The following is a 14,810-nucleotide window of genomic DNA, read 5'->3' as shown; positions in this document are numbered from 1 at the left end:
GCTTCCCGGGCGCGCTGGGCGCAGTCGTAAATCCCGATGACCTCTGAGGTCTCAGCCCAAAGTCTGCTCCGCAGAAGTAGGTAATGCTCGCCGTCGATTCTGATTCTCACGCCTGGGATTCTCGTCGGCCGCAGAATGTCGCAGGCGATCCGGCGCGAAGTACCACTCCGATGGCGCACGTCCGGAGCGAGGCCGGGTCGGCGGTAGACCTGGCGGCGGCGGTGGCGCTGTCCGTAGGCTCAACGCGAAACGGATGGAGACCGATGCTCGACAGCCTCTTGCCTGTTCTCTGCGGGGTCAGCGCTGTCCTGCTTACCGCCGGCGTCACGATGCTGCTGCGCATCCCTGAGCACCCGGCACGTGTGGGACGGCAGCTCTGGTCGTATGGTCTGATGATGGCGGGGGCTCTCGCGGCGATCATCGCTCTGTGGGTTGCCGACGTGGGGCGGTCGGTTGATAAGGCGATGCCCACCGCGACCTTCGCGGTGGTGGTGGTCGCGGCGACCGTCAGTATGGTCATCATCGCCCGCCGAGCGAACCGGGCACGCAGTCGGGAGTAGTCGGCGCACGCACCAAGCCCGTACTCGTGTCCTCACGTCCGTTCCAATAGGGGATGGCTGAGCGAGTCGCCGCGGTCAGCGCATCAGTCGGCAGAGACGGGTTCTGTCCGACCGGTCCGGAAGACGAGGAGCGCTGCTCCAGCAGCGAAAGTGAGCGCACTGCCCAGGAAACCTGCAGTGGCGGGCATGTTCGGGTGCCGGACAGTCTGCGGGCCGACCTCGTCTCCGTCGACGTCGTAGGTGCAATCCACTCCGAGGGGCAAGATCGTCACCGATCCGGTGATACGGGTCGTTTCGTGGAACGGTCCGCCTGTTCGCGGGTACGGGCCGCTCTCGCACTGAACGGCTGGAGGCTCACGTCCATCGATGATCCACCCGGCACCGAGCGAGACCAGACCGCCGACGAGGGCCATCAGCATGACGGCGCCGCCGGCTGCGCTCCGAAGTGCTGACCTCATGCGCTCAGCCTACGAAACAAGCCACGCCTCCCCGTGTTGTGCGGCTAGGTACCCGTACGGGGGATGGTTGACCGGTCACGAGATGCGACGGTCGCGGTCGACGTCTTCCGTAGCGGTGTGCTTGCAGCGCCCAGCTGTGTTCGGCGGCTGAGGTGGGGATGTGTGCGCGCCTCTCGCGGCTGGTTCAGAGCGGAGGAAGCTCGACGTTCTTGCGTGCGGCCAGACGGGTGAGGGCGGCTTCTACGTCTTGCCGAGCTAGCTGTTCTGCTTCCGGTCCGGTGGGAATCGTTGCGACAGAACGCCTGACGATCATCGTCAGTGTCTTGTTCACGAGTCGGATGATCGGCGTCTCGCGCGGCGGCTCGTAGTTGACGTACCCACTCACGTGGTCCACGCCGACGAGGCGCCACCACCGTTTCCACTCGGGTGAGCAGAGCCGGTCAGCAAGCCGGTCGACCTCGGCGAGATATTCCGCGGGAACATCGTTCACCGGGCCTCCTCCTCCCCACCCGACATAGACGTCGTCAGCGGGCTGCTCGATGAAACGGAAGCCCGCCCCGACGGCGGGACCGGTCGACTCGATCGGCAGCGGCGTCTTGAATCCTCCGCTGAGGTGGACCGCACCGGTGGCGACGTCGAGGGTGAACCGTCCTCGGTCGCCGAGCAGGATGCCGGGAATCGATACGCCTTCAACGGAGGAGCTCGACGTCCACCGCAGGTCTCGTGCAGCGCGATCGAAAGACCAGAAGGTGGAGTCGCCGACTATCGTCTCGGACAGCACCGGCGGCCGACCTCCGTCCAGGTGCTCGACTTCGACACGTAGACGGAAGTAGCCATCGTCCTTGAGTACGCCGATCAGCCGCATGCGATGCGATCGAGCCGGGTTCTGCTTCCAGGGCCCGCGACGCGGTTCCTCGTAGTCGATTCCTTTCAGAGCGTCAGTCGCTCGACTCACCGCGGCCGGATCGCCGCCATGGTTGCTCACCAGCCTTCGCAGCGTCTCCGTCCACATCGTCAGCACCAGTTCGTCCCGCGCCCGCACATCGAGGTTGTGGAATCCCGCCGGTACCGCGAAGTGGACCGAGTTCTCACCGTCGATCACGAAGCGAGAGATCTCGACCTCGAGATCGGTACTCGCGGATGCTCCTCCTGGGAAAAGCCGGATGCTCGCCCGCGGCATCTCTATGCGCTGCTCCGCCAGGCGTTCTCCGAGCGGTTCGGAGATCTTCCTCGACCCTCGAAGAATGGCGTCCATCTCGAGCAGGGGCCAGCCCGATTCGTCCGGGGGGCGCGGTGGAGACCATCGGACATCCGGGTGACCCGTGTGCGGCCAGAGATGCACTTCCCTCAAAATCGGCGCCATGCGCCGATCATCCCACCGGGACCGCCGTCGTCAGAACGCCCTCGCTCGCCTGGGGCGCTGCCCGCCATAGCGGTGCGAAGATCCCTGCCCCGTATGGGATCGCTGAGCGGGCCACTTCACTGCTGCCGACTCCCGGTCTTCGAACGGGCTGTCCAGTGGTGGGGGAGATCCTCGGACGGAGGAGGGTCCGCGACAACGGTTAGTCCCTGGAGGTAGCGGTCGCCGGTTCGGACGAGTGTGATGGTTCGAGGTCTGTAGCCCTTTGGTGCAGGGTCCCACACGGCTTTCGAGTTGACCTCCCAGAGGTAGAACCAGTTCCGGGTGAGCTCGTTCGGCACGCCCACCCAGAGCACGTTCCGCGGCTTCCTGCGTTCGATGGAGAGCAGGACGCCCGGCTCGAGGAAGGTCGCCAACATGCCTGAGGTGCTGTCCAGATCGATCGCCGGCATCCCTGACGGCGGCCGCGGCGGCCACTCGGGCCGTGTTCGAGAGAAGCGGTGCTCCCACGTGTCGTAGGGACGCGCGCGAGTGATGTCGGTCAGGAGGACCGCGGCATAGCCGTCGAAGAAGCCTCCGGTCGTCATCGGTGCGACGAGCGACCATCGGCGACCGACTCCGACGACGAACCCTTCGATCGTCTCGTCCCTCTTCGAGCCGCGCCAGATCCGGACGGCCTCGTTCCCGGCCCAAGCTGAGAGCAGCACTTCCCGGATCTTCTTCTGCTTCGACACCGGTCTAGTGTCGCGAACCCGAGCCCCTTGTGCGCGTCCCGTAACGGGATCGCTGGCCAGGCGTCCGGTACGGGGTCGCTGAGCAGGAACTTCTCGAGTCCCGCGGTGCCGATGATCGGTGCCGTGTGGCGGTACCGTCGTTGCCCCTTTCGTAGAGGACCTCTGTGATCACCGTCAGCAGGTCAGGGTGAACCTGACGAGCTGGAGACCAACGCTCGTCGCAGTGATGGCAGCGAACGCGATGAGCGACGCCGCCGGACGAGACGGCACTCTGCGTCTCTTGGACAGCATGAGGATGCTGGATGCGCCGAGCGCCCAGGCAGGTGTGCTGAGTGCGGCGATGAGGAGCAGGACGGGTCCGCCTGTCGGAGGCGGTCCAGGGTCATCCATCTCCGCGAAGCCCATCAGCCCGGCGATGAGGATCGCTAGTCCCGAGAACGTCACGATTCCGAGGATCGCTGTGAGGAGGAGGGCGTAGGGGAGCGCGGTCGATGTGAGCGCACGCGCGGTCTTCGCCGCCGCATAGACGGATCCTCCGATAACGAGCAGGGCGCCGAGGTACCAGGCTGCTGCGCTCAGCGGGATCTCGCGCGGCCGGCAGTCCGTCATGGCTGGTGAGGCGAGGGTCAGCAAGCTCGCGCCGGCCTGAACGAGAAGCGCGGCGACAACGGTGAGAACAATCGCCGTCGCACCGGCGATCCGCCTCGCGCGCAACCGTGCATCGTTCTGCTGGTCGGTCATGGGCTCGAGGGTAGCCACCCCAGTCGGATAAAGAGGTCTAGTGGAGGCGGCCGCCCTCCATGGGACCGTCAACCATGCGTCCGGTAGGGGATCCGTGCACGGGACGATCCCCTACCCGGCGTCAAGACTGATTGAAGTGTCGGAACGTGAGCGTGCGCGAGCGTAGATCATCGGTCCTGTCGGTGCATGAACAGATAGAGAGCGGCGACGACCGCAGAGAGCCCAACAACGGCTGCCGTCACTCCAAGGACGATCCAGCCCGCCCGCACGTCGGGTGCCACCGCCAGTCCGGTCGCAACACCGGCGAGGGCGATGACTAGGGGCGTGAGAGCCACCAGTATTCGGCGCATAGCCGAAGCCTAGATTCGGTCGATGAGGATCGCTGGGCTGTTCCGATGGGCGTCCGGTAGGGGGTCGCTCAGCGGGCCGTCGAGCCGGCGGGTGCTGCTCTCTGCCGCGCTGTGCGTCGCGGCCGAGAGCAGGGCGACACCGGCGGCCCCCCGCCGGTCTGTCGCGTGCGGCGTCAGCGAAGTCCCCACTTCTCGACCGCACCGCCACAGTAGAGCCCCCGGCGCGTTGCCCGAGCGTCAGTCGAGCTGGACGCTGCTGCGCAGCTCACCGCCGCTCCACGTCTCAAGAACCCACCGATCAGGTCGGGGCGGTGCGTCCGCCATGGCCCGTGCCGCTTCCCAGGCCCGCTCCGCGCAGCCGTAGACCCCACTGACTACCGACGTTTCGGCCCAGAAGGCGCTCCGCAGAAGTACGTAGTGCTCGCCGTCGATACTGATACTCACGCCACGGATCCTCGCCGATCGCAGGACGCCGCAGTGGCCCTGGCATGAAGCGCTGCGACGATGGCGCGGGGCCAGCCAGCGGATCGCGCAGCGGGGCGGCTTAGACCTCCTGCCGGGTCGGTTTAGAGTCGATCCGCGATTCACTCGTTCTTCCCCTCCGGCCGTGACGGACATCGCATCGTCTGACCAGTGCTGCCGATCCCGAAGGAGTGTCGATTGACGCGCCGACCTCTTGAGGGCAGGCCACGGGTCCTCCTCCTGCCGCTCCTCGTTGTCGTCGTGGGGCTGATCGTCAATGCCTATGCGCTGACCCACAGTTCCCGAACCGGCAGCACGTGGCTGGCGATGATCGGCGGAATCATCGGGGCGATGGCGATCATCGCAGTGGGCGGATCGGTCGTCTCTCGACGGACCGTGCAACGCGAGAGCGAGATCCTCCGCAGGCGTCCGGGATCATTGCTCGTTCCCATCGTGACCAAGACGTCCCTCGCTGTTGCGGCTCGCGACCTCGGGATGCGGAGCCGGATCATCCCAGGGGTTTCCGCGACGATGGCCATCGATCAGAGCTCGACAGTCCGCTTCTTCATGGGTGCCTCTCGTCCTCGCGCCGTGATTGTCCTGCGGAGAGAGCGCGTTATGGCGGTCCGGCCTGGTCTGCTGCAGGACGGGGCCCGGATCTACCGCGTGATCGAGCTCGTTGCTCAGGGGCCGACTGGAGAGGTCGTCGTACCCATGATCGTCATCAGGCGAGGCGACCTTCTCAGCCGAGCGCTGCCTGAGCTTGCAGTCGAGAACCTCGTGGAGGACGTGCGAAAGACCCTCTTCGACTAGAGCCCGATTTCCCAACGGCCTGGTGCCGGCGGACCCTTCCGTATGGGAATCGTTCAACGGGCTGCTGAGCCGGAGGGTGCTGCTCTCGGCCGCGCTGTGCGTCGCGGCCGAGAGCAGGGCGACACCGGCGGCCCCTCGCCGGTCTGTCGCGTGCGGCGTCAGCGAAGTCCCCACTTCTCGACCGCACCGCCACAGTAGAGCCACCAGCGTGCTGCCCGAACGTCATTCGAGCCGAACGCTGCTGCGCAGCTCGCCGCCGCTCCACGTCTCGAGAACCCACCGATCGGGACCGGGCGGCGCGCCCACTGCTTCCCCGGCCACTTCCCGGGCCCGCTCGGCGCAGCCGTAGATTCCGATGACGTCCGGCGTCTCGGCCCAGAAGGCGCTCCGCTGAAGGAGGTAGTGCTCACCGTCGATGCTGATCTTCACACCACGGATCCTCGTCGGCCGTGGAACTCCGCGCTGAGGCTGGCACGAAGTGCGACTTCGTTGGCGCGCATTTTGTAAGAGGATCGCGCAACGGGCATGTCGACTCGACTGCGCTCGATCCGCGCTTCCAGTCCCCTAGTGTTCGGTCATGCTGATCCACCGCGCACGTCCGGCCCTCGTCATGGGCGCCGCGCTCGTTCTCGTCCTCACCGGTTGCACCGGCGCGGGAGGAACCGCGGAAGCGGGTGCCGACTCGTCGCCGTCGGCATCCGTCGCGACATCGACGTCGACTGCGACGGTGACCACGCCGTCACCGAGTCCTTCGCAGACGCCCGCAGCGATGGCGACGGCCTGCCAGGACGCAATCACCGTGGACCTGGACGCTGAAATTGGATCCGGGCGCAGCGGGTACTTCGTCCTGACGAACGCGGGTCCGCAGTCCTGCACGCTCGTCGGATACCTCGAGCCGGCCGCGATCGATTCCGCCGGCGCAGCGGTCACGACCGTCGAGCACTCCGACCTCAACGACGTCGAAGACGTCTCCGTCGAGCTCGCGCCTGGAGCGTCTGCGTACTCGTGGGTCTTCTGGGACGACTCACCCGACACGATCGCCTCCTGCGAGCAGCGCGAGGACGCCGAAGCGCTCGAGGTGACCATCCCAGGGGCCTCCGCCGCGAAGCGCATCGAGACGGGCGCTCTTCCGCTCTGCGACGGCAGAGGCAGCATTCTGCACCTCGGGCCCATCGACAGCGAGCAGCGCTACGCGAGCAAGGGCGTCTAGGGCAGACCGATGGTCGAAGACGTCACTCCGAAGCGGCTCGACGCTGCTGCGCCCGCGCTCTCGGTCGTCGGTGTTGTCGGCGCGCTCGTCAGTGGCGTTCTCGGGGCGGCAGGGGCTGGCCTGTCGGTGCTCGCATTCGGGTGGTGCATCCCGGTGTATCGAGACTTCCTTATCTTCCGAGACAACCCTGCTCGCGACTGCTTCTCTCAGCCCGAGGGGCTGTTCATGGGGTGGTTCCTTCTGGTGGGCCTCGGCGCCGCACTGTCCTTCGTGTGCCTCATCGTCGGGGCCCGCCCGAGCTGGGATGGGCGCGGCACGCGTCGTGTCGCTGCCGGCCTCACCGGATTCCTCATCGTCGCAACGATCACGACCGTGAGTGCTGTGCTGACCTTCCCGATCAACCAGAGCGCCTAGACCTTGCAAAGCGTCCCGTAGGGGGATGGGCCAGCGGGTCTGGACGATGGTCTGGAGTCTTTCGTGATCTTCTTCGGGGCGCTACTTGTGCGAAGGCCCGGAGGAGCCATCATCCTCAGCGGATGTACCCAGGATGCGCCGAGTCTCGGCGTCCCGCGCCGCTTGTTCTGCGGGAAGCTTCTGCAACATAGATTCGACGGCTTTTTGCGAGTACCCAGCCGCATCGATTTCCAAATCCCCGCGCTTGAAGATGAACCTCTTGTCCTGGTGGCGGCGGACGAAAGCTGTGATGACAGCGGCTAGACCGCGTAGCCCGCCGACGCCCGCTGCGGCGGCACCGAGGACCTTGACGACCTCGATCCACTCCACCGGACCAGCGGAAAACTCCGCCGCCGTGTTGTGGTCAATGTCGTGCTCGTCCAGCAGTTCCAAAATTTCCTCGCTGTACTCTGGAGGAAACCGCAATTGGAGGCTGTCGTCGCCGATGTGCCCGAGTGTGACGATCAGCGGAACGAGATTCGCGTCAGAAGCCATGCAGTCAGGGTCGCACCGTTTCTCCGAGTTGCACTATCCCGGTAGGGGATCGTTCATCGGGCCGGTGAGCCGGCGGGTGCTGCTCTCGGCCGCGTTACGGGTCGCGGCCGAGAGCAGGGCGACACCGGCGGCCCCTCGCCGGTCTGTCGCGTGCGGCGTCAGCGAAGTCCCCACTTCTCGACCGCACCGCCACAGTAGAGCCACCTGCGCACTGCCCGAGCGTCATCCGAGCTGGATGCTGCTGCGCAGTTCACCGCCACTCCGCGTCTCGAGCGTTCACCGGTCAGGTCCGGGCGATGCTCCTGGGGAGTGATGCCGTGTCAGCTGGTGGGGGAGACGTCCGGTGCGACGGTTTCCGGGAAGTCTGCCGGGGTGTGCGCCGTCTCGTGCGTGAGGGTGTCGACTGACCAGGTGCCCGCGTGTAGGCGCAGCGTCGCCTCCTGCGGGAACGAGTAGGCGTACTCCGGAGCCGCTTCGCCGGTCTCGTACGGGCTCCGCTGAAGGGTCGTGCTCTCGGTGAACGTCACCGTGGCCGAGTCGCCCGTGATCTGCACCGAGTCCAGCGACACGTCGGTCTCGAACGCCGTGAAGGACTCCCCGAGCTCGAGGTAGCGGTCTCGCTGAACGCGCAGCCGGGCGTCATCCTCCACGATCACCGCAAGCCGCCCCGGCGTCGAGGTCGATTCCGGGACGCCGAGGCCGGTGAGCTGCGGCGATCCTTCGACCAGGCTCTGAGCGTTCCGGTGCTCGAGGTCTGAGATCAGTGCCGTCGCGATCGCCTCGTTCTGCGACGACGAGGATGCGAGGCCGACGATCACCGCTGCGCCGGCTCCCGCGACGCACACAGCGCTCAGGGCTAGGACAAGCACTCCGGCAGGGCGCACAGCTCTCTCCTCACGGGAAGCCGATGACCGGCTGCTGCGAGCCTATACACCACGGTGTGACTACCCGAGAAGGGACAGCGTCGTCGCCCCGATGAACGGGCTATGACGACGTCGGTTCGGAGGGCGTACGGTGACGGGCGTGGACGACTCCAGCGACCGAGCGAACCGGTGGGCGGTCGGCCTCGGTGTCGTCGTGCTCCTACCTGCCGTTTTGTGGACGATGGTGAGCAGCGTCCTAATGGGCTTCGCGACGGACTCGTGCGCAAGCGCGAGGCCCTGCGACCGCGGACTGGCTGATGCGGGCATGGCGGTCGGCTTCTTCGGCGCCCTCGGCGTCTCCGTGGCTGTGATCGCGGCGTTCCTCTTCAAAGTCGGGCCGCGCGGGGTCAGCGCGTGGATCCCGTGGACGGGCGTCGGGCTCATCGTCCTCACTGGCATGGCTGCCCAGCTCCTGGTTCACGCTGCCACCTGAGCATTGTCGCGGCCTTGAATGTGCACGCTGCGGTCCCTGCCTGCCCTAGCGTTGCCTCATGGTCGCGTCTCGGCCTGAAATGCGCAGCGCCGTTCCGAAAGGGGAGTGTCTGTCGCGGGTCATCAAGAAGCCCACCGGCTCTTAGGCTGACCCGATGAGTTCCCCGGCACCGACCCGCCCGTTCGTGGGCGCTGCTCGCGTCGCCGTCGGTTCAGCGGCGATCGCGGTGATCCTCCACACCTACGCCTTGAGCATCGCGGCCGGCGATCCGAATCCGTTCGACTACTTCGGCTACTTCACGAACCAGACCAGCCTCCTCGCGAGCGCGGTGCTCATCGTCGCCGGATCGGTCGCGCTCGCCCGCCGTCCGACGCCGGTGTGGCTGAGCTACGTCCGCGGCGCGGCGACGGCCTACTCGATCGTCGTCGCCGTGATCTACAACACCCTCGTTCCCGGTACCGGAACGGCTCCGCCCTGGGTCAGCGCCGTCCTGCACGTGGTGCTCCCCGCGCTCGTCCTCCTCGACTGGATCGTCCTCGCCGACCGCGGACCGCTCTCCTGGCGCCGGCTGTGGGTGGTCCTGCCCTACCCGATCGTCTGGGTCGTCGTCGTGCTCGTCCGCGGAGCGACCGACGGGTGGGTGCCGTACGGTTTCCTGCTCCCCGAGAACGGAATGCCGTCGCTCGTCCTGCACGTCGCCGGGCTGACCTGCGCGGTGCTCCTCGCCGGCGCACTCGTCTGGGCACTGAGCCGACGCCGCACCTTCCACCTCATCTAGTTGATGTCCCAGCGGAGTAACTTCTTGACTCAGCTCAGTTCACAGATCAGACACTCACCCGCAGGTAGGGGCGCTGACCGGCCGCGGCGATTGAGGCGAGTGTCGAAGCGAGATCCTCGACGAGGCGGTGCACCTGCTCGGGTGACCATCCCTCGAGCTCGGACGACGCATCCTCCCACTGCCGCGCTGCGGCGGCACGACCCGTCTCACCTGCGGCGTCTAGCGCGCCACCCAGGCCGGTGCTGACTGCGATGACGAAGCTCTCGTAGTCATCGGTCGCCGCAACCGGCTGGTACTGCGCCGCGGGAACCTCGAGCGCTGGTGTCGAGGTCAGGATGCCTTCGAGCTCCCAGAGTCCGGTCGGATCTATGTCGCAGACGAGACCGTCCGATCCCGACAGCGCCGCGCCCGCCTCTTCATCGGAACCAGCACCAAACACACTCGCAAGAATTCCCATAGCAGTCAGCGTCTCACATAGCACCCAGCGTCTCACGTAGCACCCAGCGGTGCGCATGTGGCGGGGGACACGCGGTCGTGCGGTGCTACCTCACCTACGCCGAGGAACCAGGTCCGCAGGCTTCGCACGGCGGCTAGCGGAAGCGGTGACCCACCGTTCGTAGCACTGGAACAGCTGAATCGCGCCGACGGCTGAGACGACAAATCCGATCAGAATTCCCACGAGCAGGACTGGGCTGAGCTGGCCCCCTGTCTGATTCAAATCTGCACGAACGCCGGCCTGAAACTGCAACAGCGAGCAGATCACGGCGATCACAACACCCGACGCGAGCAGGCTCGAGCCCTTGAGCACTTCCACCATGACCACCCTCGGTCGTGAAACTACCGCAGAGTCTCCCACCCGACACCGCCTCGACCCTTATGGAGATCGTTCAATGGGCCGCTGCCGGCGGGTGTTGATCTCAGTCGCGCTGTGCGTCGCGGCCGAGAGCAGGGCGACACCGCCCCCCGCCGGGCTGTCGCGTGCGGCATCAGCTCAGCGATGCCAGGATCTCTCTGGCGAGTGGCAAGCGCGCTAGGTCTCAGGCGGGTATTCTCCGCGCGTGGACCTGAATGACCGATCGAGCGCGGAGTTGGAAGAGATGATCACGGCAGTGTGCCGTCGAGTGCGTCGACGAGCGCGGGCCAGTTTTGACTTCGGTCTGGCGGCCGGTCTCGCGGGAGGCCTGCTGCTGGGCAATCTTTTGTTCGGGGGCCCCTCCACGCAGGCTCTTACCCCGATTTCCGTCGGCTTGCTCGTCATTACGGCGCCGCTCGCGGTAATCGCTACCTACATGAACACGGTGAGGCGTGCCCCGGACTTACAAAGCATCCATGACCTGCAGGAGATTCTCTTGCGCCGAGAATCTGCTTCCTGAGCGCGCCAGGTCCACATCGAATCGTTAGGCTTCTCACCTGCTGTCTGGCGACCCTCCTCTCGGCCGCGGTTGTTAACCAGTAATAGGGTCGGCTGGTGGTCGTGCCGTGCCGTCATACTGAGCACGTGTCCATCAGTTCGCGGGTGTTGCGTTACGCATCCGCCTATGCGCTACTGCTCGTCGTCGTCGCGATCGTGTTGCTGAACACGTGGCCCGACTTGTGGGACGAACCACTCGTTCTCGTCGTCCTCGTTCCACTCATGATCATGGCAACGGCTTACCCGAGCTTGCGTCACCAGCTTCCTCCTGAGAGGAGCGTGCGCGAAGGGCAACAGGAGGGCCGTTCCATCCGCGCCGCTGCGTCCAAGGGCGCTCACTCCGCTGACCTAGAGCCGGACGAAGCGCCGGGGCTTTTCGACTCGCCCGCTCGCCAAGCACTCATGGCAGCAACAGTCACCGCCGCCGTGGTGATCGTGCTGGCTCTCATCAGCGTCGTGCAACCGGCGCTAGATCGAGGGTGACGTCACTGTCGCTCCTGGAGCCAGGAACGTCCCGTTACGGGATCGTTGACCGGCAGAGGGGGCGCTGCGCTATGTCGTCGCTCGTTCTTCCTTCGACTCGGTGATGAGCTCCTGCTTGCGTTCGGCTCTGAGCGCGACGACGGTTCCCGCGAGAGCGAGTGCGGCGGCTGCGGTGAAGAGGGCGGTGGCGTCCCACCTGTAGTGACGGATGGTGATTCCTGGTGAGGTCTCGCTGGCTGCGTAGGTGCAGGACAGGCCGAGCGGGTAGAGGATCTTCTCGCCCGACACGCGGCTGGAGTAGAGGTCGATCCCGTCGGGGTACTCGCTGTGCTGGCACTGCACGGCGGCCGGGTCCCAGCCGGTCTGGATCCAGCCGATCGTGTGGGTGAGGAGGGCGACTGGGGTGCCGATCACCATCGCGAGGATGCCGAGGGTCTTCGCGGTCCGCAGTTCCATCCCGTCAGAGTAGGGCGGACGCTACCCACCACGCGCGTCCCGAAAGGGGATGGGTGGCCGGTCACCCACTGAGCAGCCTGGTGGCTGTGGCGTGTTCGGCGCAGTACCGTCAGCGAATGTTCTTCCACTCGAGTAAGCGCGATTCGCCGCAGTTGCGTCCTGAGCTCGAGCGGTTTCGCGAGGCTGTCGCTGAGGCGTCATTCGAGGGTGAGCTAGCGGGCTACTTCTCGGTGCAGGTCGGTGCTCACCTCGCGGCCAGCGGCCCGTGGTGGAGGCGGGAGCTGAGTGATCCGCGATGGGGGATCGCGTGGACGTTTTTCTATGAGCCTGCTTTCGATGAATCCCATCCGCGCGTGGGCCCGCCGTACGAGGACGGTTTCGAGCTGGGTGATGAGTCGGTCTTCGATGAACTACTCGGAGGTTCGGTCGACGTCCGGGGTCGGGTGTACTCGCTGCGTTGGATCGACCGCGCGAGCGAGCCGGAGCTGTGGGCGGACAACTACGGGTACATGCCAGCGAAGCCCGGAGTTGGAATCCCTGTACGCGTGTCGAGAGTGCGTCGTCGAGACCGTTGAGCCGGATCTCTCGTCGGCAGGCGGCGTCCCGTAAGGGGGTGGTCTACCGGTCGCGGACGCTCAGCGAGTCAGGCGATCCTCTCGAAGAGTCTGCCGGAGTGCGCCGACGAGCCGTTCCCACGCTTCGCGTGCGTTCGCTCGGCCAGCGTAGAAAGTGGTCTAACCCGCGACATGGGCGAAGTTGACGCGGACGAGGAAGAAGAAGAACGAGAACACGGCGCCAGCGATCAGCGCCTCCACCGCTAGCACGGCGCGGGCGAGCGGCGGGTGTCGCCGCTGGAGTGCAGCCAGAACGACCACGGCAGCCACGGACACTCCGATGATGACCGCGGAGAGGTCTGCTTCGACGCGGGCTCGGGAAACGTCGTGACTGCTCGGGTAAGCGGCTCCTGCTCCGAGGTCGATTCCGAACAAACCGATGTAGAACGCGTGGACGAGGAGGAAGCCGGGAACCAGGTGCACGCCGACGGCCGTCACAGCGAGCATCGCGACCGGAGCGCGCGGACCGAGTTTCTTCCGCATCGGTGACCGGTGATTCACGCGAACAAAACCATGAGAGCCGTGCCAAGCAGCAGTGCGGGCACCGCGAGCACGCTGAGGAAAATCTCCCAGCCGTTCCGCGAGCTTTTCTGAGCGCGGATTCCCGTGAGTACCCAGATGGCGATGGCGCTGAGAATGGCGGATCCGCCCGAGGTTGCTAGCCAGTGCTTGGCTGCTTCGGTCTGCTCGGGCGTGGGTGACCCTGCACCGGGGAGCCGGAGGCCGGTCTCCTGGATTGAGAGGTACAAGAAGACCAGCGGAGTCAAAATCATCCCCAGGAGCGCGACGAGCGTGATCGCCGCACGCAGACCGGTGCCGGCGCCCGTCACTTGCTCAGTCATTGGTAGGACCTCGATGGTGTTCGCGTGGTCGGAGGACGGCTTGAAGTCGGAGTTTGGCCCGTTGGTGTCGGCCGCGTGCGGTCGATTCGCTGATTTCGAGGATTGTCGCGGCTTCGGGGAGGGTGAAGCCGTCCCAGAGGATGAGCCGGATCAGTTCAGACTGATTCTCCGGGAGGGAGTCGAGGGCTGTTCGGATGTCGAGGGTGTCCGCGTCGACGGGATCGGGTCGGTGGGTGTCGAAGTGTTGGCGGAGTTTCTGCGTGAGGTCGTCGTGTCGCAGGGCTCCTCGTGCGGCGTTCGAGTGGACTCGGCGGGCGACGCCGAAGAGCCACATGCGTGCCCGCTCGGGGTCGGCGGGCAGCTGCTCGATGCGTCGCCACGCGACGATGAAGGTCTCACTGAGAAGGTCAGCGGCGTCAGCGGGAACGGCGACTCGTCGGCCGAAGTAGCTGAGCAGATCCGCTGCGTTCGCGGCGTGAAGGCTCTCGAGTGCTGCGTCTTGGTCGGACCGGCGGCGTCGCGCGATCACTCGGTAGTCCCGGGGGACTCGCTGTCGCACTGCCCCGCCATCTCGATGGAGGTGCTGGTCGTGAAGTAGCCGGCCTCCTCGAGCACATCCCGGATCTCGTCGCCCATGAGGGAGCTGGCGATCACCCCGGGGCTCGCGTCCGGAATGTCTGCCGGACGGCCGGCGGCTTCCGCCGCAGCGTTCGCCTCATCGATCCCCGCCTGATTCGATGCCAGGGCCGCCTCGATGTCCTCCGGAGTGACACGGGCGATCACCGGGTCCCAGTCGTGCTGCGCGAGGAACTCGCGGGCCCTCTCGGTCAGTTCGTCGGTCTCCTCGTCGGAGAGCCCGCCGCCGTACTCCGGTTGGATGCGGGCGACGACCGCGCAGGTGCCGATGTCGCCACCCTCAGCGAGCTCAAACGTGCGCTGCACAGCGACGTCCGGAGTCCATCCCACCCACTCCAGCAGCGACGGCCCCGCGACGGCGGCCGTGGTTCCGACTCCGACCAGTCCGATCGCCAGAACCGTCGCTCCGACTCCGGAGCGGAACCACGCGCGTCGCGGCGGACGTCTCACGGCCACCGCCCTGGCAACGCCGCGCGCGGCGTCGGCGGCCGCCGGATCCTCGCCCAGCGCCGGCGGCGCAGCTCGTCGCACCAGATCGTCCAGATCGTCCATGCCGGTTCCCCCTCGGTGATTGCTCGTCACTACCGACGTGTCCGGC

At 66.3% G+C, this 14,810-nt stretch carries 24 protein-coding genes; 9 read left to right on the top strand and 15 right to left on the bottom strand.

What is annotated here, in order from left to right; all coding sequences use genetic code 11:
• Positions 1–263 precede the first annotated feature (263 nt).
• On the top strand, positions 264–560 hold the full coding sequence (locus C5C57_RS14715; RefSeq protein ID WP_104297778.1) for a hypothetical protein: 297 nt from the start codon (positions 264–266) through the stop codon (positions 558–560).
• Between the two features lie 642 nt (positions 561–1,202).
• Here C5C57_RS14715 and C5C57_RS14710 read toward each other — a convergent pair.
• From C5C57_RS14710 to C5C57_RS14695, 5 genes are all read right to left on the bottom strand, one after another.
• Positions 1,203–2,273, bottom strand: coding sequence for a hypothetical protein (locus C5C57_RS14710; RefSeq protein WP_104297777.1), 1,071 nt, complete (start codon positions 2,271–2,273; stop codon positions 1,203–1,205).
• A 224-nt stretch (positions 2,274–2,497) separates the two neighbouring features.
• Positions 2,498–3,112 (bottom strand): hypothetical protein, encoded by a 615-nt coding sequence (locus C5C57_RS14705; protein WP_146082441.1) that lies wholly within the window; start codon positions 3,110–3,112, stop codon positions 2,498–2,500.
• A 174-nt stretch (positions 3,113–3,286) separates the two neighbouring features.
• Entirely contained in the window at positions 3,287–3,853 is a 567-nt protein-coding gene (locus tag C5C57_RS14700; protein WP_104223345.1) for a hypothetical protein, read from the bottom strand.
• A gap of 167 nt (positions 3,854–4,020) precedes the next feature.
• Positions 4,021–4,203, bottom strand: a complete 183-nt coding sequence (locus tag C5C57_RS17820; protein WP_146082440.1) for a hypothetical protein — start codon at positions 4,201–4,203, stop codon at positions 4,021–4,023.
• Between the two features lie 237 nt (positions 4,204–4,440).
• Positions 4,441–4,647, bottom strand: coding sequence for a hypothetical protein (locus C5C57_RS14695; RefSeq protein ID WP_104248267.1), 207 nt, complete (start codon positions 4,645–4,647; stop codon positions 4,441–4,443).
• Between the two features lie 279 nt (positions 4,648–4,926).
• Here C5C57_RS14695 and C5C57_RS14690 point away from each other — a divergent pair, with 279 nt between their 5' ends.
• The gene (locus C5C57_RS14690; RefSeq protein WP_146082439.1) at positions 4,927–5,478 is read left to right on the top strand and encodes a hypothetical protein; all 552 of its coding nucleotides are present in this window, start codon (positions 4,927–4,929) and stop codon (positions 5,476–5,478) included.
• A gap of 222 nt (positions 5,479–5,700) precedes the next feature.
• On the opposite strand, the gene C5C57_RS14685 is transcribed toward C5C57_RS14690, so the two are convergent.
• Positions 5,701–5,907: a hypothetical protein gene (locus tag C5C57_RS14685; RefSeq protein ID WP_104288892.1), complete on the bottom strand. Its 207-nt coding sequence runs from the start codon at positions 5,905–5,907 to the stop codon at positions 5,701–5,703.
• A 148-nt stretch (positions 5,908–6,055) separates the two neighbouring features.
• Between C5C57_RS14685 and C5C57_RS14680 the strand changes: the two genes are divergently transcribed.
• Together C5C57_RS14680 and C5C57_RS14675 are read left to right on the top strand one after the other, a co-directional pair.
• Complete coding sequence (locus C5C57_RS14680) at positions 6,056–6,688, top strand: DUF4232 domain-containing protein (protein WP_104288891.1); 633 nt, start codon at positions 6,056–6,058, stop codon at positions 6,686–6,688.
• A gap of 9 nt (positions 6,689–6,697) precedes the next feature.
• The gene (locus tag C5C57_RS14675; RefSeq protein ID WP_104297773.1) at positions 6,698–7,102 is read left to right on the top strand and encodes a hypothetical protein; all 405 of its coding nucleotides are present in this window, start codon (positions 6,698–6,700) and stop codon (positions 7,100–7,102) included.
• An 81-nt stretch (positions 7,103–7,183) separates the two neighbouring features.
• Here the strand turns inward: C5C57_RS14675 and C5C57_RS14670 are convergent, their stop codons facing one another.
• Together C5C57_RS14670 and C5C57_RS14665 are read right to left on the bottom strand one after the other, a co-directional pair.
• The gene (locus C5C57_RS14670; RefSeq protein ID WP_104297772.1) at positions 7,184–7,636 is read right to left on the bottom strand and encodes a hypothetical protein; all 453 of its coding nucleotides are present in this window, start codon (positions 7,634–7,636) and stop codon (positions 7,184–7,186) included.
• A gap of 320 nt (positions 7,637–7,956) precedes the next feature.
• The gene (locus C5C57_RS14665) at positions 7,957–8,481 is read right to left on the bottom strand and encodes a hypothetical protein (protein ID WP_104297771.1); all 525 of its coding nucleotides are present in this window, start codon (positions 8,479–8,481) and stop codon (positions 7,957–7,959) included.
• A 178-nt stretch (positions 8,482–8,659) separates the two neighbouring features.
• Between C5C57_RS14665 and C5C57_RS14660 the strand changes: the two genes are divergently transcribed.
• Together C5C57_RS14660 and C5C57_RS14655 are read left to right on the top strand one after the other, a co-directional pair.
• Complete coding sequence (locus tag C5C57_RS14660) at positions 8,660–8,992, top strand: hypothetical protein (RefSeq protein ID WP_146082438.1); 333 nt, start codon at positions 8,660–8,662, stop codon at positions 8,990–8,992.
• Between the two features lie 154 nt (positions 8,993–9,146).
• A complete protein-coding gene (locus C5C57_RS14655) occupies positions 9,147–9,770 on the top strand; it encodes a Pr6Pr family membrane protein (protein WP_104297769.1) in 624 nt (207 codons plus the stop codon).
• A 46-nt stretch (positions 9,771–9,816) separates the two neighbouring features.
• Here the strand turns inward: C5C57_RS14655 and C5C57_RS14650 are convergent, their stop codons facing one another.
• Positions 9,817–10,227: a hypothetical protein gene (locus C5C57_RS14650; protein WP_104248174.1), complete on the bottom strand. Its 411-nt coding sequence runs from the start codon at positions 10,225–10,227 to the stop codon at positions 9,817–9,819.
• 90 nt (positions 10,228–10,317) lie between these two features.
• Complete coding sequence (locus C5C57_RS14645; protein WP_104248173.1) at positions 10,318–10,587, bottom strand: hypothetical protein; 270 nt, start codon at positions 10,585–10,587, stop codon at positions 10,318–10,320.
• A gap of 241 nt (positions 10,588–10,828) precedes the next feature.
• Here C5C57_RS14645 and C5C57_RS14640 point away from each other — a divergent pair, with 241 nt between their 5' ends.
• Positions 10,829–11,143 carry a hypothetical protein gene (locus tag C5C57_RS14640; protein ID WP_146082437.1) on the top strand — a complete coding sequence of 105 codons (315 nt, stop codon included), beginning with the start codon at positions 10,829–10,831 and terminating at the stop codon, positions 11,141–11,143.
• 125 nt (positions 11,144–11,268) lie between these two features.
• Positions 11,269–11,664, top strand: a complete 396-nt coding sequence (locus C5C57_RS14635; RefSeq protein WP_104250057.1) for a hypothetical protein — start codon at positions 11,269–11,271, stop codon at positions 11,662–11,664.
• Positions 11,665–11,733: 69 nt separating this feature from the next.
• Here the strand turns inward: C5C57_RS14635 and C5C57_RS14630 are convergent, their stop codons facing one another.
• Positions 11,734–12,120, bottom strand: coding sequence for a hypothetical protein (locus tag C5C57_RS14630; RefSeq protein WP_104250056.1), 387 nt, complete (start codon positions 12,118–12,120; stop codon positions 11,734–11,736).
• A gap of 116 nt (positions 12,121–12,236) precedes the next feature.
• Here C5C57_RS14630 and C5C57_RS14625 point away from each other — a divergent pair, with 116 nt between their 5' ends.
• Positions 12,237–12,695 (top strand): hypothetical protein, encoded by a 459-nt coding sequence (locus tag C5C57_RS14625; protein ID WP_146076582.1) that lies wholly within the window; start codon positions 12,237–12,239, stop codon positions 12,693–12,695.
• A 159-nt stretch (positions 12,696–12,854) separates the two neighbouring features.
• Here the strand turns inward: C5C57_RS14625 and C5C57_RS14620 are convergent, their stop codons facing one another.
• Genes C5C57_RS14620 through C5C57_RS14605 form a run of 4 tightly spaced genes read right to left on the bottom strand, consistent with a single transcriptional unit; the run spans position 12,855 to position 14,764 of the window.
• Entirely contained in the window at positions 12,855–13,217 is a 363-nt protein-coding gene (locus C5C57_RS14620) for a hypothetical protein (RefSeq protein WP_146078837.1), read from the bottom strand.
• 14 nt (positions 13,218–13,231) lie between these two features.
• The gene (locus C5C57_RS14615) at positions 13,232–13,576 is read right to left on the bottom strand and encodes a hypothetical protein (protein WP_104250053.1); all 345 of its coding nucleotides are present in this window, start codon (positions 13,574–13,576) and stop codon (positions 13,232–13,234) included.
• Positions 13,569–14,105: a sigma-70 family RNA polymerase sigma factor gene (locus C5C57_RS18665; protein ID WP_181069224.1), complete on the bottom strand. Its 537-nt coding sequence runs from the start codon at positions 14,103–14,105 to the stop codon at positions 13,569–13,571. The genes C5C57_RS14615 and C5C57_RS18665 overlap by 8 nt, the downstream gene beginning before the upstream one ends.
• The gene (locus C5C57_RS14605) at positions 14,102–14,764 is read right to left on the bottom strand and encodes a hypothetical protein (protein ID WP_104250051.1); all 663 of its coding nucleotides are present in this window, start codon (positions 14,762–14,764) and stop codon (positions 14,102–14,104) included. The genes C5C57_RS18665 and C5C57_RS14605 overlap by 4 nt, the downstream gene beginning before the upstream one ends.
• Between the last annotated feature and the right edge of the window lie 46 nt (positions 14,765–14,810).

The organism is Rathayibacter sp. AY1C5 (assembly GCF_002931705.1).
Classification (GTDB): Bacteria; Actinomycetota; Actinomycetes; order Actinomycetales; family Microbacteriaceae; genus Rathayibacter.
This window is presented reverse-complemented; position numbering and strand designations above follow the sequence as displayed.

Excerpts from the sequence above, each read along its gene's own strand:
- C5C57_RS14645 (WP_104248173.1), bottom strand. The coding sequence starts at position 10,587 with ATGGTGGAAGTGCTCAAGGGCTCGAGCCTGCTCGCGTCGGGTGTTGTG.
- C5C57_RS14650 (WP_104248174.1), bottom strand. The coding sequence starts at position 10,227 with ATGGGAATTCTTGCGAGTGTGTTTGGTGCTGGTTCCGATGAAGAGGCG.
- C5C57_RS14670 (WP_104297772.1), bottom strand. The coding sequence starts at position 7,636 with ATGGCTTCTGACGCGAATCTCGTTCCGCTGATCGTCACACTCGGGCAC.
- C5C57_RS14605 (WP_104250051.1), bottom strand. The coding sequence starts at position 14,764 with ATGGACGATCTGGACGATCTGGTGCGACGAGCTGCGCCGCCGGCGCTG.
- C5C57_RS14655 (WP_104297769.1), top strand. The coding sequence starts at position 9,147 with ATGAGTTCCCCGGCACCGACCCGCCCGTTCGTGGGCGCTGCTCGCGTC.
- C5C57_RS14710 (WP_104297777.1), bottom strand. The coding sequence starts at position 2,273 with ATGGACGCCATTCTTCGAGGGTCGAGGAAGATCTCCGAACCGCTCGGA.
- C5C57_RS14625 (WP_146076582.1), top strand. The coding sequence starts at position 12,237 with ATGTTCTTCCACTCGAGTAAGCGCGATTCGCCGCAGTTGCGTCCTGAG.
- C5C57_RS17820 (WP_146082440.1), bottom strand. The coding sequence starts at position 4,203 with ATGCGCCGAATACTGGTGGCTCTCACGCCCCTAGTCATCGCCCTCGCC.
- C5C57_RS14615 (WP_104250053.1), bottom strand. The coding sequence starts at position 13,576 with ATGACTGAGCAAGTGACGGGCGCCGGCACCGGTCTGCGTGCGGCGATC.
- C5C57_RS14700 (WP_104223345.1), bottom strand. The coding sequence starts at position 3,853 with ATGACCGACCAGCAGAACGATGCACGGTTGCGCGCGAGGCGGATCGCC.
- C5C57_RS14680 (WP_104288891.1), top strand. The coding sequence starts at position 6,056 with ATGCTGATCCACCGCGCACGTCCGGCCCTCGTCATGGGCGCCGCGCTC.
- C5C57_RS14630 (WP_104250056.1), bottom strand. The coding sequence starts at position 12,120 with ATGGAACTGCGGACCGCGAAGACCCTCGGCATCCTCGCGATGGTGATC.
- C5C57_RS14715 (WP_104297778.1), top strand. The coding sequence starts at position 264 with ATGCTCGACAGCCTCTTGCCTGTTCTCTGCGGGGTCAGCGCTGTCCTG.
- C5C57_RS14675 (WP_104297773.1), top strand. The coding sequence starts at position 6,698 with ATGGTCGAAGACGTCACTCCGAAGCGGCTCGACGCTGCTGCGCCCGCG.
- C5C57_RS14620 (WP_146078837.1), bottom strand. The coding sequence starts at position 13,217 with ATGCGGAAGAAACTCGGTCCGCGCGCTCCGGTCGCGATGCTCGCTGTG.